This window comes from Oligoflexus sp. (assembly GCF_035712445.1).
GTDB lineage: Bacteria > Bdellovibrionota_B > Oligoflexia > Oligoflexales > Oligoflexaceae > Oligoflexus.
In genome coordinates this window covers 98,954-122,837 of the sequence record NZ_DASTAT010000140.1, presented here as the reverse complement: position 1 = coordinate 122,837, position 23,884 = coordinate 98,954, and the positions used below count along the sequence as shown (strand labels likewise).

Annotated in this window: 23 protein-coding genes; 13 read left to right on the top strand and 10 right to left on the bottom strand. The window is 54.4% G+C overall.

Going from position 1 to position 23,884, the window contains the following annotated elements:
- Nucleotides 1–63: 63 nt before the first annotated feature.
- Nucleotides 64–3,486, bottom strand: a complete 3,423-nt coding sequence (locus VFO10_RS29575) for a methylmalonyl-CoA mutase family protein (RefSeq protein ID WP_325145635.1) — start codon at nt 3,484–3,486, stop codon at nt 64–66.
- 210 nt (nt 3,487–3,696) lie between these two features.
- Between VFO10_RS29575 and VFO10_RS29570 the strand changes: the two genes are divergently transcribed.
- The gene (locus tag VFO10_RS29570) at nt 3,697–3,999 is read left to right on the top strand and encodes a hypothetical protein (RefSeq protein ID WP_325145634.1); all 303 of its coding nucleotides are present in this window, start codon (nt 3,697–3,699) and stop codon (nt 3,997–3,999) included.
- 882 nt (nt 4,000–4,881) lie between these two features.
- On the opposite strand, the gene VFO10_RS29565 is transcribed toward VFO10_RS29570, so the two are convergent.
- Nucleotides 4,882–5,835 (bottom strand): UDP-glucuronic acid decarboxylase family protein, encoded by a 954-nt coding sequence (locus VFO10_RS29565; protein ID WP_325145633.1) that lies wholly within the window; start codon nt 5,833–5,835, stop codon nt 4,882–4,884.
- 100 nt (nt 5,836–5,935) lie between these two features.
- Here VFO10_RS29565 and sucC point away from each other — a divergent pair, with 100 nt between their 5' ends.
- Genes sucC through murB form a run of 4 tightly spaced genes read left to right on the top strand, consistent with a single transcriptional unit; the run spans nt 5,936 to nt 9,519 of the window.
- Entirely contained in the window at nt 5,936–7,093 is a 1,158-nt protein-coding gene (sucC, locus tag VFO10_RS29560; RefSeq protein ID WP_325145632.1) for an ADP-forming succinate--CoA ligase subunit beta, read from the top strand.
- Nucleotides 7,094–7,111: 18 nt separating this feature from the next.
- A complete protein-coding gene (gene sucD / locus VFO10_RS29555; RefSeq protein WP_325145631.1) occupies nt 7,112–7,996 on the top strand; it encodes a succinate--CoA ligase subunit alpha in 885 nt (294 codons plus the stop codon).
- A 3-nt stretch (nt 7,997–7,999) separates the two neighbouring features.
- Nucleotides 8,000–8,563 carry an O-acetyl-ADP-ribose deacetylase gene (locus VFO10_RS29550; RefSeq protein ID WP_325145630.1) on the top strand — a complete coding sequence of 188 codons (564 nt, stop codon included), beginning with the start codon at nt 8,000–8,002 and terminating at the stop codon, nt 8,561–8,563.
- On the top strand, nt 8,560–9,519 hold the full coding sequence (gene murB, locus VFO10_RS29545; protein ID WP_325145629.1) for a UDP-N-acetylmuramate dehydrogenase: 960 nt from the start codon (nt 8,560–8,562) through the stop codon (nt 9,517–9,519). Before VFO10_RS29550 ends, murB begins: the two co-directional genes overlap by 4 nt.
- Here the strand turns inward: murB and VFO10_RS29540 are convergent, their stop codons facing one another.
- On the bottom strand, nt 9,520–9,915 hold the full coding sequence (locus VFO10_RS29540) for a response regulator (RefSeq protein WP_325145628.1): 396 nt from the start codon (nt 9,913–9,915) through the stop codon (nt 9,520–9,522).
- Nucleotides 9,916–10,478: 563 nt separating this feature from the next.
- On the opposite strand from VFO10_RS29540, the gene VFO10_RS29535 reads away from it, so the two are divergent.
- Nucleotides 10,479–10,913 carry an Hpt domain-containing protein gene (locus VFO10_RS29535; protein WP_325145627.1) on the top strand — a complete coding sequence of 145 codons (435 nt, stop codon included), beginning with the start codon at nt 10,479–10,481 and terminating at the stop codon, nt 10,911–10,913.
- An 8-nt stretch (nt 10,914–10,921) separates the two neighbouring features.
- On the opposite strand, the gene VFO10_RS29530 is transcribed toward VFO10_RS29535, so the two are convergent.
- The 4 genes from VFO10_RS29530 to VFO10_RS29515 form a co-directional block, all read right to left on the bottom strand.
- A complete protein-coding gene (locus VFO10_RS29530) occupies nt 10,922–11,218 on the bottom strand; it encodes a DUF971 domain-containing protein (protein ID WP_325145626.1) in 297 nt (98 codons plus the stop codon).
- The gene (locus VFO10_RS29525) at nt 11,211–12,185 is read right to left on the bottom strand and encodes an Mrp/NBP35 family ATP-binding protein (protein ID WP_325145625.1); all 975 of its coding nucleotides are present in this window, start codon (nt 12,183–12,185) and stop codon (nt 11,211–11,213) included. The genes VFO10_RS29530 and VFO10_RS29525 overlap by 8 nt, the downstream gene beginning before the upstream one ends.
- A gap of 9 nt (nt 12,186–12,194) precedes the next feature.
- On the bottom strand, nt 12,195–13,130 hold the full coding sequence (trxB, locus tag VFO10_RS29520; RefSeq protein ID WP_325145624.1) for a thioredoxin-disulfide reductase: 936 nt from the start codon (nt 13,128–13,130) through the stop codon (nt 12,195–12,197).
- Between the two features lie 67 nt (nt 13,131–13,197).
- The gene (locus tag VFO10_RS29515; RefSeq protein WP_325145623.1) at nt 13,198–14,238 is read right to left on the bottom strand and encodes an alpha/beta hydrolase; all 1,041 of its coding nucleotides are present in this window, start codon (nt 14,236–14,238) and stop codon (nt 13,198–13,200) included.
- Nucleotides 14,239–14,300: 62 nt separating this feature from the next.
- On the opposite strand from VFO10_RS29515, the gene VFO10_RS29510 reads away from it, so the two are divergent.
- From VFO10_RS29510 to VFO10_RS29500, 3 genes are read left to right on the top strand one after another with little or no spacing between them, the layout of a single operon-like run.
- Nucleotides 14,301–14,951, top strand: coding sequence for a site-2 protease family protein (locus VFO10_RS29510; protein ID WP_325145622.1), 651 nt, complete (start codon nt 14,301–14,303; stop codon nt 14,949–14,951).
- Nucleotides 14,952–14,961: 10 nt separating this feature from the next.
- Nucleotides 14,962–15,399 carry a VOC family protein gene (locus VFO10_RS29505; RefSeq protein WP_325145621.1) on the top strand — a complete coding sequence of 146 codons (438 nt, stop codon included), beginning with the start codon at nt 14,962–14,964 and terminating at the stop codon, nt 15,397–15,399.
- Nucleotides 15,396–15,929: a phosphatidylglycerophosphatase A gene (locus tag VFO10_RS29500; protein ID WP_325145620.1), complete on the top strand. Its 534-nt coding sequence runs from the start codon at nt 15,396–15,398 to the stop codon at nt 15,927–15,929. Before VFO10_RS29505 ends, VFO10_RS29500 begins: the two co-directional genes overlap by 4 nt.
- On the opposite strand, the gene VFO10_RS29495 is transcribed toward VFO10_RS29500, so the two are convergent.
- The gene (locus VFO10_RS29495) at nt 15,888–17,900 is read right to left on the bottom strand and encodes an adenylate/guanylate cyclase domain-containing protein (RefSeq protein WP_325145619.1); all 2,013 of its coding nucleotides are present in this window, start codon (nt 17,898–17,900) and stop codon (nt 15,888–15,890) included. The two genes, VFO10_RS29500 and VFO10_RS29495, sit on opposite strands and share 42 nt — an antisense overlap.
- A gap of 421 nt (nt 17,901–18,321) precedes the next feature.
- Between VFO10_RS29495 and dacB the strand changes: the two genes are divergently transcribed.
- The 4 genes from dacB (at nt 18,322) to VFO10_RS29475 (ending at nt 22,269) form a co-directional block, all read left to right on the top strand.
- Entirely contained in the window at nt 18,322–19,776 is a 1,455-nt protein-coding gene (dacB, locus tag VFO10_RS29490) for a D-alanyl-D-alanine carboxypeptidase/D-alanyl-D-alanine endopeptidase (protein ID WP_325145618.1), read from the top strand.
- Between the two features lie 62 nt (nt 19,777–19,838).
- On the top strand, nt 19,839–21,248 hold the full coding sequence (locus VFO10_RS29485) for an FAD-binding oxidoreductase (protein WP_325145617.1): 1,410 nt from the start codon (nt 19,839–19,841) through the stop codon (nt 21,246–21,248).
- Nucleotides 21,245–21,976 (top strand): helix-turn-helix transcriptional regulator, encoded by a 732-nt coding sequence (locus tag VFO10_RS29480; protein WP_325145616.1) that lies wholly within the window; start codon nt 21,245–21,247, stop codon nt 21,974–21,976. Before VFO10_RS29485 ends, VFO10_RS29480 begins: the two co-directional genes overlap by 4 nt.
- The gene (locus tag VFO10_RS29475) at nt 21,973–22,269 is read left to right on the top strand and encodes a hypothetical protein (protein ID WP_325145615.1); all 297 of its coding nucleotides are present in this window, start codon (nt 21,973–21,975) and stop codon (nt 22,267–22,269) included. Before VFO10_RS29480 ends, VFO10_RS29475 begins: the two co-directional genes overlap by 4 nt.
- Before the next feature lie 3 nt (nt 22,270–22,272).
- Here VFO10_RS29475 and VFO10_RS29470 read toward each other — a convergent pair whose 3' ends face one another.
- Together VFO10_RS29470 and VFO10_RS29465 are read right to left on the bottom strand one after the other, a co-directional pair.
- On the bottom strand, nt 22,273–23,283 hold the full coding sequence (locus tag VFO10_RS29470) for an SGNH/GDSL hydrolase family protein (RefSeq protein ID WP_325145614.1): 1,011 nt from the start codon (nt 23,281–23,283) through the stop codon (nt 22,273–22,275).
- A 21-nt stretch (nt 23,284–23,304) separates the two neighbouring features.
- Entirely contained in the window at nt 23,305–23,853 is a 549-nt protein-coding gene (locus tag VFO10_RS29465; RefSeq protein ID WP_325145613.1) for a hypothetical protein, read from the bottom strand.
- Nucleotides 23,854–23,884 lie beyond the last annotated feature (31 nt).

The window sequence follows — 23,884 nt, the reverse complement described above, 5'->3', positions numbered from 1 at the left end:
AGGAAAAGGCTTTAATTTCCGATCATTTTTATGAAATCGACCAAATTCGAGTTTTCCGGGTGCTTACATGTTCCTTCTGTACTGACCACCGACCTCATAGAGCGCCTGCGAAATCTGCCCCAGGGTACAGACACGTCCCACATCCATCAGACACTGGAAAATATTTTTACCATCCAGAGCCGCCTCTTTCAAACGGGCAATCGCCTCCTCTGAAGTCCGGCCATGACGTTTGATAAAATCGTGCGTGGATTGGATGGCGAACTCCTTCTCGACCTGAGTCGAGCGAATCACTTCCGCCGGGATCACAGTCGGCGATCCGTCTTTGCCAAGGAAAGTGTTCACGCCGATAATCGGCAATTCACCCGTGTGCTTCAGGGATTCATAGTAAAGCGACTCATCCTGGATCTTCGACCGCTGATACATGCGTTCCATCGCTCCCAAAACGCCACCGCGTTCCGAGATCGCCCGGAATTCCGCCATCACAGCCTCTTCAACAAGGTCAGTCAGCTCTTCAATAATGAACGAACCCTGCAGCGGGTTTTCGTTTTTCGCGAGTCCCAGCTCCTTATTGATGATCAACTGAATCGCCATAGCCCGCCGCACGGATTCCTCGGTCGGCGTCGTTATGGCTTCGTCGTAAGCGTTGGTGTGCAAGGAGTTGCAGTTATCATAGATCGCGTAAAGCGCCTGCAGCGTGGTTCTGATGTCATTGAATGCGATCTCCTGCGCATGGAGACTGCGTCCTGATGTTTGGATGTGATACTTCAGCTTCTGCGAGCGATCGTTGCCACCGTATTTATACTTCATGGCCTTCGCCCAGATGCGCCGCGCGACCCGACCAATCACAGCATACTCAGGATCCGTTCCGTTCGAAAAGAAGAAGGAAAGGTTCGGCGCGAAATCGTCGATATGCATCCCGCGCGACAGGTAGTACTCGACGTAAGTGAAGCCGTTCGCGAGAGTAAACGCGAGCTGGGTGATGGGATTCGCACCCGCCTCCGCGATGTGATAGCCCGAGATGGATACGGAATAGAAATTCCGAACCTGCTCTTTGATGAAATATTCCTGGATATCACCCATCATGCGCAGCGCAAATTCTGTCGAGAAAATGCAGGTATTCTGCGCCTGATCCTCTTTCAAAATATCAGCCTGAACAGTTCCGCGCACCTGCTTCAGTGTGCTCGCCTTGATCTTTTCATAGACCTCACGCGGCAGAACCTGATCACCTGTGACGCCAAGGAGCATAAGACCAAGGCCATCATTGCCTTCAGGCAGATCCCCGTTGTAGCGCGGCCTTGGCACATCGTAGCCGCGGTAGATCTCTTTGATTTTATTTTCAACGTCTGCAGTCAAACCCTGCTCGCGAATATAAAGTTCGCACTGCTGATCGACGGCTGTATTCAGAAAAAAGGCGAGCAGCATCGGCGCAGGACCATTGATGGTCATCGACACAGAGGTATTGGGCTGCGCGAGGTTGAAGCCCGAGTATAGTTTCTTGGCATCATCAACGGTGGCGATACTCACACCGGAGTTTCCGATCTTGCCATAGATATCAGGGCGATGATCAGGATCTTCACCATAAAGCGTGACCGAATCGAAGGCGGTCGACAAACGCTTGGCCGGCATGCCTTTCGAGACGTAATGAAAACGCTTATTGGTCCGCTCAGGACCGCCTTCGCCCGCAAACATGCGCGCCGGATCTTCACCTTCGCGCTTGAGCGGAAACACACCTGCGGCGTAAGGAAATTCTCCTGGCACATTCTCAATCAGAAGCCAGCCAAGGATTTCGCCCCAGTCTTCATAACGAGGCAACGACACCTTGCGTATCTTCAGATGGGACAGGGATTCATGCACAAGACTCTGTTCAAAAACCTTATCGCGAACTTTGTATTGATAAACGTGGCTCGCATATTTCTCTTTCAATTCATGCCAACCCAAAAGCATCTGACGGCACTCATGATCGAGGCGGGGCTCCAGTGCGTTATAGTGTTTGATTAATTCCTGCACAATTAAGCTGTCAGACGCCTCGGCCTCCAGGGAGCTGACGTAACGTGGGGTCCTGGTCTGCGCCTTCCGAAGCGAGTCGATGGTCCCATGAATTTGGAAGAGCTGCCGGGCGATCGCGACCTGCTGCTGGGTGAAGGTCTTATACTGCTCATGGTTCTCGCTGATTTCCGCCAGATACCGCACGCGATCCGGGGGCAGGAGGTAACGTCTTTGACTTGAGCCAAGTCCATCCGCCGTAAGCTTTTGAAAGCGGCTCTGGGTCTTGCTGTTCAGAACGTCGATCAGCCGATTATACAGCTGATTCATGCCACTGTCGTTGAACTGTGACGCGATGGTTCCGAGCACCGGCAGATCATCATCCGATCCGGTCCAAAGGTTCTGATTGCGCCTGTACTGTTTTTTCACATCGCGCAGAGCATCGAGCGAGCCGCGCTTATCGAACTTATTGATCGCGATCACATCGGCGAAGTCCAGCATATCAATCTTTTCGAGCTGCGTGGCCGCACCATATTCCGAAGTCATCACGTAAAGGGAAACATCCGAATGCTCGACGATCTCGGTATCGGACTGGCCAATGCCCGAGGTTTCCACGATGATCAGATCAAAAGCGGCCGCCTTGCAGATCTCGATGGAATCCTGGACGTATTTACTCAGCGCCAAATTGGATTGGCGAGTGGCGAGCGAGCGCATGTAAACGCGGGGATGATGAATCGCATTCATGCGGATGCGGTCGCCCAGCAAAGCGCCACCAGTCTTACGTTTCGAGGGATCGACGGAAATGATCGCCACGGTCTTATCCTGATGCGAACGCAGATAACGCCGAACAAGCTCATCCACGAGCGAGGACTTGCCGGCTCCGCCTGTCCCTGTGATGCCGAGCACCGGGACTTTGCGATCAGCGTGCAGCGCCTGAACGTGCTTCTGCAGCGTCTCGCGATAATCCCCAAAATTTTCCGCCACAGAAATGACCCGTGCGATCGCCTGCGGATCCTTCTTCGTGACAAGCGGCAGCAGGGCTTCGACCGGAGGCGCCTGCGTGCTGAAATCACAGCTCTGCAGCAGATGGTTGATCATGCCCTGCAGACCCATGGCGCGACCGTCGTCCGGGGAATAAATGCGGGTGATGCCATAGGCATGAAGCTCTTCGATCTCGGTAGGCAGGATCGTGCCGCCGCCGCCACCGAAGACTTTGATCTTGGCCTTGCGCTCTTTCAGGAGGTCATGGATATATTTGAAAAACTCCAGGTGACCACCCTGATAGGAGGTGATCGCAATGCCCTGGGCATCTTCCTGGATTGCGCACTCGACGATTTCCGCGGCAGATCTATTGTGGCCCAGGTGAATCACTTCGGCTCCCGAGGCCTGCAGGATACGACGCATAATGTTGATCGCGGCATCATGTCCATCGAACAGAGATGCCGCGGTGACAATACGTATTTGATGCTGGGGCTTGTATACCGTTGCCTGGGAAAGGGTCATGGGCCATCACTCCTTCATTCTTGTGCCATTCTTATAGCCTGGCGAAATCCAGTTTGGCTAGGATTCTGCAGGCCAAAAAACGTCAAAGTGGCCCGAGAAAAGTGCAGGATACGATTGAGCTGGAGGCTTGGAAAAAGGTAGCTTTGTTCTCAGCACCTTGAACGTGGTGTACAATGGCTGTAATTCCATATTTTGAATCGGAGGCTACGAATGGCAAAGGCTAAGAAGAGCGCTGGCAAAAGCAAGAGCAGCAAGACGGTGGTCAAGACCAAAGGCGCCGTCAAGAGCAGCGCTCGCAAAAGCGTTGGCAAGTCCAGCGCTGCCGCTCCCGCATCGGCTGTGAAGTCGACCGGAGCCAATAAGGTTTTGGAATACAAACTCTTTGTCGAAGATTCCGTGCGGAATCTTGAAGATCAGGTGAACTATTACATCGGCAAAGGCTGGTCGCCTGTCGGTGGTGTCGTTGTCCAGGGTCAAAACAACTACATGCAGACCATGGTTCGTCAAGGCTGATCGCCGCGGAGGCCTCCACATCGGTTGGAGGCTTTTTCCTTTTTCGACGTCCTGCCCTCCTCTCTTCGTAGCGCGCAGTTCCGCCGTGGGATTTTCACCGTGAAAATTTGTGCGTCCTTCTGCATAGCCTGAACCGCAAAGCCTGCATCGACGGGGTTTGGTTCATTACGGCCTGGTGAAGCGTCTTATACGTCGAAACGATTCAAAATCTGGAAACCCTTTTGCAGCAAGAGTTTCATGGAATCCCGTCAACCTTTGGTGCGCGGAAAGAATTCTACATAAATTTACCTAATTTTAATCACCATGAAAAAGTTTTCAAATTCCACCCTCAACCATTCCTGGCTCGAATGCCATTCGTGCTGTATATCAATTTGTACAAGACCCTGATTTCATGAGATCTTGCTTTCTTACAAGCAGCACATTTCGCTTAAGAATGAGCGAAAAGCTGGAAAGCGTGATGTGAAAGGTCCTTCGATGGGGCTGTGCAAAGTATTGGATAACATGAGCAGCTGGCCGTAGATTCAGGCTCAGGTCCAGCAGCCCCTTTCGCTCTCGACCCCGGATTTTATGCAAGAACGTGAAAGCCCTGGAATGATCGAAATTTTCCATTTCAATCAAAACATTAGCTTCTCGGTTGCCTCGATAAGAAAGGCCCGATTAGTCACAGGTTTTCGCGTAGCTTTATTACAGATGTACTCTCAACATGCCGTACCTGAATCGGTATCAGGAAAACACGTCTCTTCCTCGTTTTTCTGGTCCAACTCGCCCTAGTGGTACGAAGTCCCTATCCCGTGGGTTTACTCCCCCTTCGCCGCCAAATGGCTCGTTTGGCATAGGCCCGTCCGTAAGGACGGGTGCCCATCTTTTTTCATTCTGCTCGATTTAGCGTTGTGCGAGGACAGTGCGGAAATAGTCGATGGTCTTTTTGAGGCCTTCTTCGAGTTCGATCTTAGGCTGGTAATTCAGGTGTTTCTGCGCCAGGGAAAGATCGGGACGACGAACCTTGGGATCATCCGAAGGCAGAGGTTTCCGCACAATCCGCGAACGACTGCCGGTCAGACGGATCACGCGTTCAGCGAGTTCGGCGACAGTGAATTCGTTGGCATTTCCAATGTTAATGGGCCCAAGCGTTTCATCCTGATCGGTCAGCGCAATGATGCCATCCAAAAGATCGTCGCAGTAACAGAAGGAGCGCGTTTGCGAGCCATCGCCGTAAATGGTGATGTCATCCCCTTGCAAGGCCTGCACGATGAAATTCGAAACGACCCGGCCATCATCAGGCGCCATGCGGGGTCCGTAGGTATTGAAGATACGGACGAGGCGCACATCGACGTCATGCATGCGATTGTAATCGTAGCAAAGAGTTTCCGCGGCGCGCTTGCCCTCGTCATAGCAACTGCGCACACCGATGGGATTCACATTGCCCCAGTAGGCCTCCGTCTGCGGATGCTGAATGGGATCGCCGTAAACCTCGGAAGTGCTGGCATGGGTGAGGCGCGCGCCCACACGCTTGGCGAGGCCAAGCAGGTTCATGGTGCCGAGCACCGAGGTTTTCATGGTCTTGATCGGATTGCTCTGGTAGTGCACAGGACTCGCAGGACAGGCAAAATTAAGGATCAAATCCACTTCAGCCAGATAGGGCTCGACGATATCGTGACGCACAAGCTCAAAGTTCGGGTGCGACATCAGATGACGAACGTTGGCCTTGTTTCCCGTATGGAAATTATCAACGCAGAGAACTTCCCAGCCCCTGCCAATATATCTATCGCAGAGATGACTCCCAAGAAAGCCGGCGCCTCCTGCAATAAGAACGCGACCCTTTGTCGGCAATGGCATCAAAACCCCTCCGTGTCCGTGATTAAGGATGCAAGGTCCGATCATAGTATGTTAGCCTATTGCGACCTGCAAACGATTTGTCGATGCTCCGGAGGATTAAATGAACATCCACGAATACCAGGCAAAAATACTCTTCAAGCAAAATGGTGTGCCCGTTCCTGACGGATACCTGGCCACCAATCCCACTGAAGCAGAATTTGCCATGCGCCGTCTCGGAACTGAAGTTGCCGTTGTTAAAGCCCAGGTACATGCGGGCGGACGCGGCAAAGCTGGTGGCGTCAAGCTCGCCAAGAGCCCCGAGGAATGCCGTAAGATTACAGAAGCCATGATCGGCATGAACCTGATCACGCATCAGGCTCCCGAGGGCAAAAAGGTCCACAAGGTCTACATCGAGGCCGGAAGCAAGATCGTAAAAGAATACTATCTCGCTCTCTTTTTGGACCGCGAAAGTGCAGGCATCGGCATCATGTTCTCGACCGAAGGCGGTATGGACATCGAGGAAGTCGCCGCGAAAACCCCGGAAAAAATTGTGACCGTCATCGTCGATCCAACCATCGGCCTGCAGGGTCACCACATCCGCTCGCTCTGCTGGGGCATGAAATTGCCGGAAGCCGAGCAGAAGGAACTGACCCCGATCGTCAAGAATCTCTACAAGATGTTCATCAAGTACGATTACTCGATGCTCGAGATCAACCCTTTGATCGTCAACGATCAGGGCAAGATGTTCGCACTCGACGGTAAAATGAACTTCGATGACAACGCTCTTTATCGCCAGAAAGAGGTCGAACTCTTCCGCGACTACATGGAAGAGGACGAGCGCGAAGTCACCGCTTCGAAATTCGGCCTGAGCTACATCGGCCTCGACGGCAACATCGGCTGCCTCGTCAACGGCGCCGGCCTTGCGATGGCGACGATGGACATCGTGAAGCACTACGGCGGCAAGCCTGCCAACTTCCTTGACGTCGGCGGCGGCGCGTCCCAGGAAACCGTGACCAACGCCTTCCGCATCCTTTTCTCGGATGCGAACGTCAAAGGTCTTTTCGTGAACATCTTCGGCGGCATCATGCGCTGTGATGTGATCGCCAATGGTATCGTGGCAGCGGCCAAGGAACTCGGACTGCGCGTTCCCATGGTTGTGCGCCTCGAAGGAACCAACGTGGAGCAGGGCAAAGAGATTCTGAAGAAATCCGGCCTGAACCTTTACGCCGCCAGCGACATGGCCGATGGCGCGAAGAAAATCGTCGAACTTGTGAAGTAAAGACTGAAGGAGAGCTCCGTGTCTATTCTTGTCGATAAAAATACCCGCGTCATCACTCAGGGGATCACCGGCAAGTCTGGTGAATTCCACACCCGTCTTTCTCACGAATACGCGCCCCGCTTCGTCGGTGGCGTGACTCCAGGCAAAGGCGGACAAAAAGGTGTGAGCGATCTGCCCATCTTCAACACCGTCCATGAAGCCCGTGAAAAAGCCGGCGCCAACGCGTCGATGATCTTCGTTCCGCCCCCTTACGCGGCGGATGCGATCCTGGAAGCGATCGATGCTGAAATCGAACTCATCATCTGTATCACCGAAGGCATTCCCGTTTTGGATATGGTTCCTGTGAAAAAAGCCCTGGAACGCTCCAAATCGCGCCTGATCGGTCCCAACTGCCCCGGCGTGATCACACCCGGCCAGTGCAAAATCGGGATCATGCCCGGCCACATCCACAAAGTGGGTTCGGCTGGCATCGTTTCGAAATCGGGAACACTGACCTATGAATCCGTGGGTCAAACCACAGCCATGGGCATCGGTCAAAGCTCGTGCGTCGGCATCGGCGGTGACCCCATCATCGGCACCAACTTCATCGACGTCCTTGAACTCTTTGAAAAAGATCCCCAGACCGAAGGCATCGTACTGATCGGTGAAATCGGCGGTGACGCGGAAATCAAAGCCGCGAAATTCATCAAAGAGAACATCAAAAAACCAGTCGCTGCTTTCATCGCGGGTCAAACCGCACCCAAAGGCAAGCGCATGGGCCACGCAGGCGCGATTATTTCGGGCGGCAGTGGCACAGCTGCCGAGAAAATGGCCGCTTTGGAAGAAGCCGGCGTCGTGGTTGCGAAGAGTCCAGCGGATATCGGCGTGTCGCTGAAAACCGCTCTGGAGAGAAAACGGAGATAAGCAATGTTGGGCCTGCGTCATTACCGGGGAACTGCCGTCGATCTCTTCCAAGGGGATATCACCAGCTTCGTCTGCGATGCGATGGTGAATGCCGCAAACTCGTCCTTACGGGGCGGCGGCGGTGTGGACGGAGCGATTCACCGGGTCGGTGGGCCCAGCATTCTGGAAGAATGTGAAAGGATCGGACGTTGTGAAACGGGTCAAGCCGTGATCACAACGGCCGGTCGTCTGCCTGCGAAACATGTGATTCATACTGTGGGCCCGATCTGGCGAGGCGGCAAGGAACGGGAAGCCGAACTCCTGCAGTCCGCGTATCGAAACAGTCTGCATTTGGCAGCTGAATCGAAATTGCTTCATGTCGCAATTCCATCAATCAGTACTGGAATATATGGTTATCCCGTGACGGATGCGGCTATTGTTGCCATGGAAAGCATCAGGTTATTCTGCGATGCAAAGCCCAAAGCTCTGCGCCGGGTGACGATGGTCCTCTTCGACAGCGACACCTACAAAGCCTATCAAAAAGCTCTCTTCACCACCTTTCCCGAAGCCGAGGGAGATGAGCCTTGAAACTAAGGGATCTGGCCTATTACCGCACCGGCGGCCGTTGCCATGCGCTTTATGAACCCAAGTCCATCGACGATCTGAGCCGCATCGTGAAGGCCCTCCATGCAACGCAGCAGAAGTACTTCGTGCTGGGTGGCGGTACCAATTCGCTGGTTCTGGATGAGGACTGGCCAGGAGCCGTGATTGCATTCCGACGGATGAAAAAAATTGAAGTCCAGGGCCATCGCATCTATGCCGAGGCTGGCGCTGACAACACGGATGTGGCCAAGGCGGCCCTTGAAGCAAAACTGGACGGCGTGGCCTGGATGCATCGCCTGCCCGGACAGATCGGTGGTACCGTGCGCATGAATGCGCGCTGCTACGGCGGCGAAATCAGCCAGGTGGCGAAGGAAGTGCACACCGTCCTGCCCGATGGCACCATTCGCGTTTATTCCGCCGCTGAAGGCATCTTCCGCGGATATAAGGATACGCTCTTCATGGATAACGGAGCCATCGTGGCCGCCGCGGTTTTGGAATTGCAGGACGGCGTGCGCGGTTCGATTGAAACCCGCATGCAGTTCTACGAGCAGGATCGGGTGAAAAAGGGGCAATTCCTTTATCCCACCTGCGGCTGTGTCTTTAAAAACGATTATAAGGTTGGCGTTCCCAGCGGCATGCTGCTCGACAAGGCAGGAGCCCATAAGCTCAGCCGCCCCGAAGTGGCCCTGAATCCCCAGCACGCGAATTTCGTCTATAACAAAGGTACCGGCAGCCGCGATATCCTCGAATTGACTCTGGCCATGCGCGAGCTCGTCTATCGCGAATATGGGGTCTGGATGGAATATGAGATGGAAATACTCGGCGATTTGCCATCGGATCTGAAAGCGCGGGTGGAAGAGAAAAGACCGGCCCAGCCGCAGATGGAAAAATTGGAGCCCCTGAGGGCCCTCTTTCAAAAGAAACAGACCTCCGGCAGCTGATCAGTAGTTTTCCATGCGGCCTTTACGACGAATACTCAGCGCGGTGTTGAGGATTTTCTCATAGCCGGCCGATTTTTTCATGAAAGCCTTCACGCAGGACGGGCACTGCATCATTTCCTGGCTGCGGTCCACTCCACTGATCATGATCATGGGCTTGTTGCCGAACAGGGTCGTCATGTAATCGGCCACATCCTTGCCATTGATCTCGCCCAAATCATAATCCACGATTGCAACATCATACTGGGCCAGAAGACCGACAAATCCAAGATCATCCAGGGAATGAAAGACATCCAGCTCCACTCCTTCAATCTTTGCCCAACGGCCGATTACGGCTCCATAAACAGGGTCATCATCAATCAGTACAATGCGTGGCTGATCTCCCATCGTCTCAGTCATGGTGTGTTCCTCCATTGGCTGTGGAGCGAAGACAAACTTCGCCCGCCACTATCCCTATCGCGTTTTGTGCTCTTAAAATTCATCGCCCCGGACCCGATTTCTTCAGCACAGGTCCAAACCCTCGCTCTGACCTGAGATAATTTCAAAAGTTGCCCGGGAAGTAAGAGGCGCGCGGGGCTCATTTCACGGAGCCTGCCCCTGTCTTGAGCAGGCTCAACGAGGCAGAGAGGGCGCGCCTTCTGGCTTTTTACTGACTTATCGCATTCAGACGCAGGAGGGGCCTTAAAAGCCTCTGATATCAAGGAACGAATCCTGACAATCCCGCAGAATTCAGCACGACACAGTGTTTCAAGCGCAGACTTGACTACAGGAAAATCAGCCATAACAATCCTTACAAAAGGGTAAAAAGTGGAACCCTTTTTGCAGATATCCCATGGCTTTGAGAAATACCGACTCGTGAATGCAGGATGACCCTAAAACTTTCGCCCTGCCTTCACGAAAAGACCAGGGTGAGTCCGAAGTCACAGCCTGTCGCGCTGCGAAATTTAGAGAGAGGAAAGACAATGAATACCATGCCTCAGCCCCAAAGCTTCTTCGAACTTTCCGAGGATCAGGACATGCCATTCATGTCTTCGAGTCCTATCCTGAATGAAAACCTGCTCGCGCAGTATGAAGCGATGGATGAAGGGGTTACCGAGGATCCACTTTTACCGAAGCTGGTCGGCATCTTTCAAAAGCACCTGCCAGAGCATCTGAAGCGCCTCGATGCAGGTCTGCAGAAACAGGATGAAGCGGAAGTCAGCTATGTGATCCACAAAATGCTGGGCATGGCCCACAACGTGGGTGCCTTGCGGCTGTCTGATTTGCTGATGGTCCTGGAGAATTCCGAAGCGGAAGTGAAATTGAGCCTGGGGCCGGAAGGTGTCAAACACCTGGAGCAGGAATTCGAGGCTGCCGCAGCAGCCCTGGATGAATACCTGAACGAAGGCCCGCATTAAGATCGGCATCAACCGATCTCGCGCAGCCTTTCAAAGGGATAGATGCCGGTCCTGTGGCCGTCTGTGAATTGAATCGTCAGGGCATAGCGTCCGACCGATTCTATCTTGACGGGACGCACGCTTTCCGGAATATCATCCGGATTCACCGTCCGCTTTTTGGTCACTTCATCGACGCAGTTCGCACAGCGGCACTGCCGGCGCAGCTCCACCACATCGTAAAGACTCTTGCGGCCATCGGTCCAGCTGATAGCCAGAGTGCGATCATCCTGTTGCCAGATGCGTTGTACTCGCGCTTGATCAGACATTGCGTTTCCACTCCAACAGGAAATAGCCCAAAGCTCCATCGCTGTCACGATTCACAAGGGCCTCGTGACTCTTCACGCGTCTTGCCATCTCCTGATAGGCCTGACCGACAACCGAGGATGGATTGCTGACGACGAAGGCCACGCCTTCATCACCGGCATCCGCCACGCGGGGGTCGAGGGGCAATTCAGCCAGCAAAGGAATCTGGGCTTCGTCGGCAAGTTTTTTGCCGCCGCCGCGACGGAAGATATAATGCTTTTTCTCGCAGCCATCGCAGATGAAGTAGCTCATGTTTTCAACGATTCCGAGCACCGGCACGTTCACGGTCTTGAACATGTGCACGGCCTTGCGGACGTCGATGAGCGAAACCTCCTGCGGGGTCGTGACGAGCACCGCACCGCTCAGAGGCACCATCTGCGCCAGAGTCAGATGAATATCTCCGGTTCCCGGCGGCAGGTCGATGACGAGGTAATCGAGTTCACCCCAGACCACCTGAGTCAGAAACTGACGAATCACCTGGGTCACCATGGGCCCGCGCATCAGCTGGGCCTGGCCAGGGGCCGCGAACATTCCGATCGACATGAGCTTCACGCCTTCATATTCCGAGGGAATAAGAAGGTCATCGTCGGTTATCGTCGGCCGCGCGGCGTTCGTCATCTGCTGCAGGGACGGGCCATGAACATCGGCATCCACGATGCCGACTTTATATCCATCCTGAGCCAGGGCCAGAGCCAAATTCAAAGCGACCGTGGATTTTCCCACGCCGCCTTTTCCGGAACCGACGGCGATCAGATGCTTCACCTGATCCAAAGCACCAGCTTTCGGCGGCACCTGAGCCTGGGCGCCGGGCGCACGGGCCGGAGCCTTTTCTGCTGGAGCAGAAGGCGCAGGCGCGGGAGCGGCCGGAGTCGCAGCGGGACGTGCTTCCGAGCCGCTGAATTTTTCCTGAATGCGTTTAAGAAAACTCACAGGGTGCTCCTAGTTGGAAAGGCTTTCCAGGTAATGTTGGGCCTGGATCGCGGCCTGACAGCCCATGCCGGCTGCCGTGATCGCCTGCTTGAAATGCGGATCCGCGATATCACCGGCGGCAAACACGCCTGGAGTCTTGGTCTTGGTGTAGTTGGTGACCTTGATGTAACCATGATCGTCCAAATCCACAAAGGGCTGGAACACCGACGAGTTGGGGGTATGGCCGATGGCATAGAAAAGGCCATCTATCTTCATCTCCTCTTTCGCACCGGTTTCCGTATTTTCCAGGACCACGCCGGTCAGCCCCGAATTATCCGACTGCAGGGAGCTGATGGTGAAAGGCAGTTTGAAATTGATCTTGGAATTCTTGCGGGCGCGGTCGAGCATGATGGGCGAAGCCTTGAAAACTTCACGGCGATGCACAAGGATCACCTCGCTGCAAAGCTTGCTCAGATAATTCGCTTCTTCCATCGCCGAATCACCGCCGCCGACCACGATCACGCGCTTGCCTTTGAAGAAGAATCCGTCACAGGTCGCGCAGGTGGAAACACCACGGCCCATAAGGCCCCACTCGCCATCGACCTGCAGGGTCTTGGCAGTCGCGCCCGTGGAAATGATCACGGCTTTCGCGTGTATCTCTTCACTATCGGTCCACAGTTTTTTCACAGGGCCCGAGAAGTCCACCTTGGTGATCGTATCGTAGATGATCTCGGTACCGAAACGCTCCGCCTGCGCGCTCATATCCTGCATCAGCTTGGGGCCGAGGATACCGTGTTCGAAGCCGGGAAAGTTTTCCACTTCCGTAGTCGTGGTCAGCTGACCACCATGCATGATTCCCGCATAGATCACTGGACTGAGGTTGGCGCGGGCAGCATAGATGGCTGCAGTCAGCCCCGCAGGTCCGGTCCCGACGATGACAACATTGCGAACTGGCTTGGTGGTCATATTTTTACGTTCCTTTACGAGTCTTTTCCTTAACGGGTCACGAAGATATCAGTCTCGGCCCCAACTGTCATCCCTCGTGAACGAGAGCCTGGCTGAGAAGGGGTAAACTGACATCGTAACGGTAACTGGTTCCGGAATGATTATCAACAAATTCAAAAATCTGGTGATGAATCCCCTGACCTTGCAGCTTCTGTTTCAGCTGACGCATGCCGAAATGTAGGTGATACTGATCCTTGTTGCCGCAGTCGAGGTAAAGATACCGAAGCTGCTGCAGCGCCTCGTGGCATTGACTTTGCTCGATCATGTGCACAGGATCATGGGCCAGCCATTTCTGCCAGACTTCCTCGTCCAAGGCGCCCGTCATCGGATCAATCGGCAGACGGTAACCGTCGGGGGATGTGGCATCCGGACTGTAGCTCGCAGCCATTCCCAGCAGCATCAGAATGTGAACATCCTTGCCCCCAATCTTGGGTCCTTTGCGCAGGGCCGTAAGGTAACTGCCGACGCTGCCGGAATGCCGAGCCAAAGCGTAACAGAGATCGACAAGGTCACGCCGGTAGAGAAGATCAAAGCCCATGTCCCCCGAATGGCAGGCGACAGCGGCGAAGGTGCCTGGTCTATCCATGGCCAGACGCAAAGCTCCGAATCCTCCCGATGAGCGGCCAAACACGGCACGCGATGCGGGCCCCTTCAGAACGGGATAATGCGCTTCCACAAAAGGAATCAATTCCTCGACAATATGATCAGCATGGCGTCCAAGGTAGGATGAATTGATATACTGACTGCCGCCGAAATCCGTGAAGAGATCCGGGCATACCACGACGCAAGGTTTCAACGCACCTGCATCCATAAGCCGCTGCAGACGTTCGGGAAGACTTTCCTTGAAAGGTTCCCAGTCCATCTGCTGCCGGCCGGCACTGGTCCACGGGGCAAGGCAATAGAGCACAGGAAAACGACGTTCCGGAGATTCAAGCGCCGCGGCGGGCAGGAAGACTGTGACCGGACGCGCGGCGTCGACACCCGCTGGATTGCCCTGGAGGACAGCACTCTGGACCCACTCCCTTACGATACGATAACGCGGCCGACTGTCTTTTATCGTGGTTAGCAATGAATTTTCCTCCGTCTTTCGTTATGATCGGGTGGAATGCTGTTCCACTCCATGAGGTAGCTATGGATTACGCCTACGGCGCAAAAGTCGTCAACATGATGATTGCTCTGATCATCGCTCTGACCCTACGTGAGGCGACACGCGCCTTGACGGCCAGAATACTGGGCGATCGCACACCCCAGCTCGATGGGCGCTTGACGCTCAATCCCGTTCCGCACATCGACCCTGTCGGCACTCTGTTATTTCCTTTCATCGGGGCCCTTCTCGGTGGCTTTATCTTCGGCTGGGCGAAACCCGTCCATGTCGATCCCCGCTATTTCAAGAATCCAAAATGGGGCCATATCATGGTCGCGGCCTCGGGTCCGGCCTCCAGTTTCCTGTTCACCTTTGTGGCCTTGATCGGCATGCAGCTCATGAGCGGCGCTCAGGAAGGTTCGGTCCTGATCGGCTTTTATAGGCTTTTTGAGCAGCTGGCTTGGATCAGTGCGATTCTTGCCGTCTTCAACCTGCTTCCCGTTTATCCTCTGGATGGTGGAACCATCATATATGAGCTTTTACCCTATGAAGGCAAACGTAAATACGAGGAATACGTGATTCCATACGGCTCCTTCGCTTTGCTGGGCCTCATGCTGCTCGGTGGCCTGAACTGGCTCGGCTATGTGGCGCGATTCTGGGTGATGTTCGCAGGCTGGATCGTGAGTCTTGTTTTTTAAGGAGGCTTGCATGAAAATTGTCGGAATCAATCATTTGGGGCTGGCCGCCAAGGATCCCGTCAAGGCGCGCTGGTTTTTGGCGGAAGTTTTGAAGCTGCCCTTTCTCGGTGAAGAGCTGGTGAAGGAACAAAAAACCAATACCATCATGTTCGAATCGTCGGTGGGTCCGACTGCTTCCGGCGCGCGACTCGAAATCGTCGCCAATCAGGATGGTGAAGAAGGCCCCATCAAAAAATTCATCGACACCAAAGGCGGCGGCATCCATCACATGGCGCTTTCCGTGGATAATCTCGATGAGGCGCTGGTGGAATTGAAGGCCAAGGGCATTGAACTGATCGATGAGAAGCCTCGCTATGGCGCTCACAACAGTCGCATTGCTTTCATTCATCCGCGCGCGACCGGCGGGATTTTGATTGAACTCGTGCAGGCGACGGCGGGACACGGATGAAGACGTCCCAACCACGTGGGCCCGTGCGTTTGAATTTTTGGAGCTGCATCGCCGCGGTTGTTCCCCTCGGCCTTATGCCTAAGGCTCCGGGAACCTTTGGCAGTCTGGCTGGAATTCCCGTGGGACTTCTCTTTTATCATTATGGAGCGATGCTCGCCGCGCGCTGGGATCTTGCGCCGTGGATCGTGCAGGTGGTTTTCCTCGGGTTTTTGGGCGTTCTGTCCTGGTGGTCGATCGAGCAGACGGAGAAATTCTGGAACACGCATGATGACGGTCGCATCGTGATCGACGAGGTTCTGGGCCAGGCCATTCCTTTGAGCCTTATGGCTGCCGATTGGAAAATCGTTCTTCTGGCCTTTGGTCTTTTTCGCTTCTTCGACATTGTGAAGCCGGGGCCGATCGGTTGGGCGGATCGTGAACTGCCGGGGGCCTGGGGCACCCTGATTGATGATGTGATTGCCGGGATTTTCGCCTGGGCCGTCCTTGCATCAGGCCACGCGCTTTTTATCTTCCTTCAGAAGCCGGAATAAAACCATCTCGCCCGCAAGGCCTTTGAGTTTATAACTGCCGGCCGCTTCCCAGGCTATGGAACCCAGATAATCCCGGACCATCGAGGTGATAAGGATTTCGCCGGCCTTGGCCTGGGATTCCACGCGCGAGGCGACGTTGACCGTATTGCCGATGGCGGTGAAGTCCGATCGCAGCTGACTCCCAAAGCTGCCCACCAGAGCCGGACCGCGATGAATGCCGACGCGCATCTGAAATTCATGATTGAATTCCGCTTTCCATTTTTGATTCAATTGGGCCAGGCCCTCCTGCATGCGGAGAGCGCAGCGGCAGGACCGTTCGGCCTGTTCAAAGGGCGGCAGCTCCCGCGGTGCACCGAAGATGACCATGATGCCGTCACCCAGGAATTTATCTATGGTGCCGCCTTCCTCGAAAATGATCTGGGTCATGAGCGCAAGGAATTCGTTCAAGGTTCCCGCCACGCGCTGGGGACCGATCCATTCGGTTGCCGCCGTGAACGAGCAAAGATCCGCGAAGCAGATGGTCACATCCCGCATCGAGGGTCTATCATTGAAGGTCTGTTTTCCAGCCACCAGATCCGCGACGAGGTCGGGCGGCAGAAAGCGCTGCAGGACATGCTGGGCAATATAGGTGTTCACTTCCTGGAGCTTATCGCGCTGCCCCTGCATCTCATCCATCACGCGCTGCATATTCACCGTTTTCTCGGTGACCTTGGCTTCCAAAGACGCATTCAGCTGCCGCACTTCCGCTTCCGATTCTTCAGCCCGTTTGAAAGCACGCGAGAAACGAACGGCGAGAATATGCGCCTGGCCAAACACAAAAAGAAAGGTGCAGAGTGGGACCACGTTGATGGAATCAATCATGCCACGCATGATCAGCATATCGTTGATGCTGCCTACGAACAGAATGCAGGCGAAGAAAATAAAAGTCCGCGTGCTCTGCTGATGATTCCGAAAGGCGCTGTAGACCGAGTGCCCGATGGTCAGCATGCCAACAGCAATGATGGGATGAAAATAAAGGGTATAGAAGGCGAAGACGGAAACCGGCGTGGCCAGGATCAGACCACCGCAAACCAAAGCCGCGGCCGACATGAACCAGGCATAAGCACGACTGAAACGATGCGGAAAAAGAAAGGCGCAGTACCACATGAACGAAACCGCCGAGGCGATCCAGCTCAAATTGAAGATTTGAATCCGCAGGCGAAAATTATTCGGGATGATCGCAGATAGAATACCCACGGCCTGCCCCACCAGAAGGAAGCCGGTCATGGTCAGACAGAAAAGACCAAACCACAGCGCGGTATAATCGCGGCGACGCAGGGCATAGACGGAGAAATGATAGAAAGCCATGATGAAGATGCTGCCGACCAGAAAGAGAAAGGTCGCCACATCGCGTTCTCTTGCCGTTTGCACAGCCAGAGGGCTGCCGATGCGAATCGACTGCAGAGGTCCACCCAGAGTGAAGTCATGATTGGCCACGTGCATGACGATGTCGACCGAGGTCGTGGGTTCGTCCCAGGTCCAGATAAAGGCGCCGCCCATGCTGCTGCGCGTATCCGATGCGCTGCGGCCCGGCTGACCTTCCTGATGAATCATCTGACCGTTGATAAAAATCTGCGAGGCACTCCAGGGCACCGGCATATTCAAACTGATTCTCATCGGCTTCGGCAGCTTCACCTGCAGCCGATAGCTTGCAAAACCCTGGGCCGGATGCTTCGTGGAAAAATTCCAGGCACCCGGATAGGGAATCATCTCCCGGGTTTCCGGCCAGCCGTCTTCCATCGCATAACGGCCCCAGGCGAATTCCGCTTCGCCGATGATATCAATCGTTGGAATTTCATCCGGATTCCACGCACTCAAATCCAAAACGCCCTGCACCAGGGCAAAGCGCGGCGCTGCCAGAGCGAAGCTCGTCAGCATGAAAAGTGTGATGATGCCAAGAATCCGAATGCGCGCCATAAATTTCCGTTGCAAGCCTTCCATTTCACTCAATATTTCGGTTCAAAAACGGGTCAGCTTGATGGATTTTATCCGTGGCGTTTTTCCCTCATGCGGCAAGAGCACGAGACCACAGGGATCTTTCCAATAATTTCATAAAACATAAAGTTGACGCGAAGCGGGTAAGGATCGCATGATGCCCAGAAGAATTGCTGCTTCTTTTGCTATTTTCCATTTGGAGTCCAAACGAATGGATCGTCATTCTCCATGGTGGCGTCTGGCCATGACCTTGATGGTGATTAAAAGGAAGTCTGATTCCCTCCCCTTCCCAGGACATTTTGCAACAAGGCGCTGCCTTGCAAGCTACGCATTCCGGTGCTGAATGGCGCATGCGCTTTTTCCTTCCGCAATGTTATAATGGGCCCGAATTCGGTACGGCCTGCGGAAAGGATGCCTCATGCGTTTACCTTCGTTCTCTGCTTTTCTTGTGATCGCGACTCTCGGCTCAGGTGTTGCCAAACCTGCGCCGGCTCTGACCAACATCAATGGCAATGTCGAGTCCATTCTGGTGCAAAGATTAAGTGATGGAAAGGTGGTCTATTCCAATGGCCCGGACAAGGCGCTGACGCCGGCTTCCGTGACGAAAGTCATCACCTCGGCAGCGCTTCTGCATTACTTCGGTCCTTCGCATACCTTCAAAACGCGCTTCTATCACACGGGCATGCGCAGCGGCGAGATGATTCAGGGAAATCTCTATGTGAAAGGTGACGGCGATCCCCTCGTCATCAGCGAGAAACTCTGGCAGCTGGCTGCGGATCTTAAACATCTCGGCGTGAAGAGTTTCAGCGGCGACCTGATCATCGACAACGATCTTTTCGATAGCGAGAAAAGAGATTCGTCGCGCCAGGATGGAGTCGACGCCTCCGATCGCGCCTATGATGCGCCGGTCAGCGCCTTCGGTCTTAACTTCAATACGCTGCCGATTGCGATTTCCCCCGGCACGGGCCCTGGAGCCAAAGGCCGCGTGAATTTTGATCCCTATCCCATTCCCAACCTGCCTCTGATCAACAACACCAGCACCTCAAGCGGCGTCAAAAGTTCGATCCAGGCGGTCCGACAAAGTCGTGGGAATCAGTCGAGCCTTGTGGTGTCCGGCTCCATCGGCGCGCAGGCTCCGATGGTCAAGCTCTATCGCTCCATGGGCGATGCCGTGACAGAAGGCGGCGAGCAGCTGCGGGCATTTTTACAGGCCAACGACATCATGGTGCACGGCAAGGTCAAGGAAGGGTCCACGCCTGCGTCAGCTCGATTGCTTTACACGCTGGAAAGCTACGATTTGGGCTATATCGTGCACGGCCTCAATCATTTCTCGAATAACTTCATCGCCGATATGCTCGTGAAACGTCTGGGGGCAGCCTTTCCAGAACGTGGGACCGCGGATGCGGATGGCAGCGGCACCCTGAAAAATGGCGTGCGCGCCATCGAGCGTTTTCTGCGTGATGAAGTGGGCATCAAGGATAAATTTGAAATCATCAACGGCTCGGGCCTGGATAACCGCAATCGCTTCAGTGCGGAGCAGATTGTGAAAGTGCTTGTCTACATGCATCAGCACATGGAACTTTATCCGGAATTCCTGGCGAGTTTTCCTTCGTCGGGTTTAACGGGAACTCTCGAAAAACGCTTTAAAAAGCTGGGTGATGGCGAAATTCAGGGTCTTGTTCGTGCCAAAACGGGCACGCTTTCCCAGCCGGTTTCCGTGTCAAGTCTGGCCGGATATATGGGCCATCCGAAGCACGGAACGCTGGCTTTCGCCATCCTGAACAACGGTCAAAGTCCGGGCAACCAGCCCACTGTGGCGGAGTTTCGCCGCCGCCAGGATCAGGCTTTGTATGAGATTCTGGAGAAGTATTAAAAGCAGCGGGAACACGCTAGGCGCTAAGAGTTTTCCCTGCTAAGATCCTGGGCCTACGCCACATGAAAGGACATGCCGTGAACGCCGCGCACCTTGAAGCCCTCAAAGCTATCGTCACTGAATCGCGTTTGACCGTAAAGCCCGATGACCTTCAGGTTTACGGCAAGGATTGGACCCGTTCGACGCCCAATCCCCTCGCGGTTGTTTTTCCGAAAACCACGGACGAAGTCAGCCGGATTCTGCGTTATTGCAACGAGCATAGAATCCGTGTGGTTCCGAGCGGCGGTCGCACAGGTTTGGCCGGTGCCGCCAACGCTTCGAATCTCGAACTCGTCGTCTCGCTTGAAAAAATGAATCGCATCCTGAGCATGGATCCGATCAATATGAGCGTGACAGCCGAGGCCGGCGTCATCATCGAAACGCTGCAAAAAGAGGCGAAAGAGGCCGGGCTTTTCTATCCCGTGGATCTGGCCGCCAAAGGCAGCTGCCAGCTGGGAGGCAACATCGCCACCAATGCTGGTGGACTGAAGCTGATCCGCTACGGTGGAACACGCGAGCAGGTCCTCGGCCTTGAAGTGGTGCTTGCCGATGGGACCGTTCTGGATCTGAACTACGACCTTAGAAAAAATAATATCGGTTACGATCTGAAGCATCTTTTCGTGGCTTCGGAAGGCACTCTCGGTATCGTGACCAAGGCCACGATGAAGCTTGCGACCTTGCCGAAGGAACTGCGCCTCACCTGTATGGCGACCGACAGTTTTGAAAAGATCACGCAGCTCCTTGGGCTCGTGAACCTGCGCGGCATTCATCCGACGGCCTTTGAATTTTTCACCAAAGCCTGCTTGAACCTTGTGCTGAAGCATCAGACGCAAAGACAGAATCCCTTCCAGGATAAGCACGCGTTCTATGTCCTGCTCGAGTTTGAAAAGCAGCCTGACGGCGCGACCGATCCGATGGAGCCCTTTTTGGAAGAGGCCTTTGAACGCGGCCTGATCTCCGACGCCGTGATCGCGTCGAGTTCGTCTGAATTCCATAACCTTTGGGGACTGCGCGAACTCATCAGTGAATCGGTTTCGATGGAAGGCCTCGTCCGGAAAAACGATATCGCTTTGCCGATCAGCAGCCTGCCGCCCTTTATCAAGGAAATGGAAAAGGTCCTGGAGAAGATCCAGGGCGTGCAGATGTTCCTCTTCGGTCACATCGGCGACGGCAACCTTCACCTGAACTACTCCGCACCCAGCAGCATGGATTACGACCATTTCCGCTCGCTGACGCGCGCCACCGAGGTCGAAGTCTTCAAGCTCGTGGAAAAATATCGCGGCAGTATTTCGGCGGAGCATGGCATCGGCGTTCTGAAGAAGGCGGACCTTCACTTCTGCGCGCCGAAGGAAGTGGTGGACACCATGCGACGGATCAAAAGCATCTTTGATCCGAACGGTATCTTGAACCCAGGGAAAATTTTCGACCTATGACGACTACCGCTCAATCGTTGGCAGCCGCAATTTCACGCTGGCTGGAAGGACGGCAGACGCGAAGCCTGCAGATGCTGGCGCGTCTCTCGTCAGTGAGCTACTCCACCGTGCGCCGCGTGGCCCAGGGTGAAGTGGATCCCTCCCAGGAAGTGGCGATTGCCATCGCCTCGATTATCATGCCCGAGGCGGAGCTGCGCGATTTCGTCGGCAGCCGCTGGCCGGCGCTCAAACGCTTCGTCGTAAACGTCAGTTATCGCACGACCGAGGATGATCTTTCCCGTTTTCTGCATTCGGACGAGCATCTGAAAATCCTTGTGCTGGCCAGCTATATTCATGGCGTGGATGAAAAGGATGTGATCGAAGCCTATGGGCAGAATCTCATCCCTTACTTTGAAGACATCGTGGCCTCCGGCGTTCTTACGCGCAAAGGCGACAAGTGGATTTTGGATCAGGACGTGGGTTCGTCCTCCTTCGAACATGCAAGACGGAGTCTCGCCACCTTCATCAGCATGTGTTCCCGTAAGAACGATGAGCTGAAAGGCGCATCCGCGGCTTACGTTGGCTGGGAATCCTTGAACAAGGAAGCCGCTCTGAAGCTGGCCGATCTGGAAGCCAAATTCTGTGAAGACGCCTTTGCCATCATCGGTGACAAGGCCAATCGCGGCGATGTCCTCATCTTTTTTGGAACTCTGTTCAACGTCCTCAAGGGTCAGGAGAGATTATTATGAAAGCTTTGTGTTTGGCCGTGGCCCTGCTCTGCGGAGGATCCGCGTTCGCCGGCGGCGCGATCGGCGGCTCCACAGGTTCCAAGTGTTTGGAGTATATCAGTCTAAGGCCCATGGAATTCCAGCGCCTTGTGCAGCAGGCGATGAGCGAGCGCGAGCTGGTCTATCGCGGCGAAGTCATGGAAGTGGAGTCCGTGGATTGGGATGAGCAGATGATCCAGATGCGATCGGTGGCTCATCGCGAGCGGAGCATCATCTGGTATGTCGTCGTTTATGATGAAGATGACGGCTACTGAGTTTCACAGCTGACGGCAACGGTCGATGGCGTTTTCAGCATCGACCTGTTCCAGCCATCCCGCTTCGTGCAGGGACTGCAGAAAGCGCGCCGCGTAATAGCAGTGCATACGGCTATTCGGATGCGTGTAGTCCCAAAACTTCCAGCCCAGATAATCCGAGCAGAATCCCGGTTCTCCATCGTATTCGCCACGATAATTGCCCTTATAGCAGCCATCCGTAAGACTCGTGAAGCCAAAGTCCGCCGGCCTGTCGACGGTCGCCTGATTGATTTCATAGGCATCATAAAGAGCGATGGATTTACCGGGAAATTCCTGCTGCAGCTCGTCGATGACGGCGTGCATGTTGCGGTTGTGAATGAGTGTGATCTCCCGATACTTTTCCATGGGCACAGGGTCCGCCTTGTGCGGCGCTTTCAAGAGACCTGCCAGCGACGGCATGCTGCCGATCAAAAGACGCTTGATCGGCCCTTGCAAAAGCCTCGTGGCCGACGCTTTGATGTCGGCACGAACTTCATCCGGTTTCATGTCGAGGATCTTCAGATAATTGTTGGCACCGATCCAGATGACGGCGACGGTCTTATCGGAAATCGTTCCGGCCTCGTCGCTCATGAACTCGTCCACCTGCGCATCCAGAGGCCGCAGAACCCAGCGCAAAAAGAACTTATCAAGGCGCGTGGCGGCACCGGCGACCGCATGATTATGCACGCGGCAGGTCAGTGCCCCACAGACATAATCCGTCCAGTTGGGACCATTGGTTATGCGGCCTTGCCAGTAAACATCAGGAGGAATGTAAAGGCCTGCACTGCGACGGTGAAGACGCCCGGTATCGGAAAGGCTGTCACCGAAAACAACCAGATCATCCATCACTGTTGGCAGCGGCTTCGGCAGAGACTCACGCAGGACAAGCTGTTGATCCGGCTTGACAAGGGTGTTCACATCAGGACGCGCGGATGATCCGTGGCAGCCTGATAGGAAAATGCAGAGATTGAGCCCGAGCACAAGAAAACGTTTCATCACGAACCTGTGCCTTTTTGATTAAAGCTTATTAACGGCCACGCCAATCACAAGAGATCCGATGGGCTGGCCTGCATCGAGAATGGGAAGCGCAAACTGCACCTGGCTCAATCCGGTCGAGGCATCCTTTTCCGGTTTGCCAATCCAGATCTTGCCGGCCATGGGCTCATCATGCTTGGCTTTGCCTTTATGCGACCAGGAGCTGGGCTTGGAAAGAAAACTCACCTTCGTTCCGTCCGCCCCGCATACGAAGGCTTCTGATACCACATCAGCTTTTTTGCTGAAGAGAATTTTCGAGGTGGCATTGGATCGAATGTCCTTCAGGATAGGATCCATGATGGTCAGCTTCGACCACTTATCCTGATCCATATCCTTCGTGCTGTCACGACCCTTCATATTATAGTCGCGAACGGCAGCCACGAGATCAGGATTTCTGGCAAGTTCTGTAGCCTGCTTAATCAGTTCATCGAGTTTTTGGGTTTGCTCGGCACTCATGGTGTGGATTTGGGCTTCCGCGCCTGCCTGGGTGAACATCCACAGGCAGAAGGACAAAAACAGCTGGCGGATCATAGCGACTCCTGCGCATTTCATAAGACTTAAA

Coding starts and splice junctions, on each gene's coding strand:
- VFO10_RS29575 (WP_325145635.1), bottom strand. CDS start 3,486: ATGACCCTTTCCCAGGCAACGGTATACAAGCCCCAGCATCAAATACGT.
- VFO10_RS29570 (WP_325145634.1), top strand. CDS start 3,697: ATGGCAAAGGCTAAGAAGAGCGCTGGCAAAAGCAAGAGCAGCAAGACG.
- VFO10_RS29565 (WP_325145633.1), bottom strand. CDS start 5,835: ATGCCATTGCCGACAAAGGGTCGCGTTCTTATTGCAGGAGGCGCCGGC.
- sucC (WP_325145632.1), top strand. CDS start 5,936: ATGAACATCCACGAATACCAGGCAAAAATACTCTTCAAGCAAAATGGT.
- VFO10_RS29550 (WP_325145630.1), top strand. CDS start 8,000: ATGTTGGGCCTGCGTCATTACCGGGGAACTGCCGTCGATCTCTTCCAA.
- VFO10_RS29540 (WP_325145628.1), bottom strand. CDS start 9,915: ATGACTGAGACGATGGGAGATCAGCCACGCATTGTACTGATTGATGAT.
- VFO10_RS29535 (WP_325145627.1), top strand. CDS start 10,479: ATGAATACCATGCCTCAGCCCCAAAGCTTCTTCGAACTTTCCGAGGAT.
- VFO10_RS29530 (WP_325145626.1), bottom strand. CDS start 11,218: ATGTCTGATCAAGCGCGAGTACAACGCATCTGGCAACAGGATGATCGC.
- trxB (WP_325145624.1), bottom strand. CDS start 13,130: ATGACCACCAAGCCAGTTCGCAATGTTGTCATCGTCGGGACCGGACCT.
- VFO10_RS29510 (WP_325145622.1), top strand. CDS start 14,301: ATGGATTACGCCTACGGCGCAAAAGTCGTCAACATGATGATTGCTCTG.
- VFO10_RS29505 (WP_325145621.1), top strand. CDS start 14,962: ATGAAAATTGTCGGAATCAATCATTTGGGGCTGGCCGCCAAGGATCCC.
- VFO10_RS29500 (WP_325145620.1), top strand. CDS start 15,396: ATGAAGACGTCCCAACCACGTGGGCCCGTGCGTTTGAATTTTTGGAGC.
- dacB (WP_325145618.1), top strand. CDS start 18,322: ATGCGTTTACCTTCGTTCTCTGCTTTTCTTGTGATCGCGACTCTCGGC.
- VFO10_RS29485 (WP_325145617.1), top strand. CDS start 19,839: ATGAAAGGACATGCCGTGAACGCCGCGCACCTTGAAGCCCTCAAAGCT.
- VFO10_RS29480 (WP_325145616.1), top strand. CDS start 21,245: ATGACGACTACCGCTCAATCGTTGGCAGCCGCAATTTCACGCTGGCTG.
- VFO10_RS29475 (WP_325145615.1), top strand. CDS start 21,973: ATGAAAGCTTTGTGTTTGGCCGTGGCCCTGCTCTGCGGAGGATCCGCG.
- VFO10_RS29470 (WP_325145614.1), bottom strand. CDS start 23,283: ATGAAACGTTTTCTTGTGCTCGGGCTCAATCTCTGCATTTTCCTATCA.
- VFO10_RS29465 (WP_325145613.1), bottom strand. CDS start 23,853: ATGATCCGCCAGCTGTTTTTGTCCTTCTGCCTGTGGATGTTCACCCAG.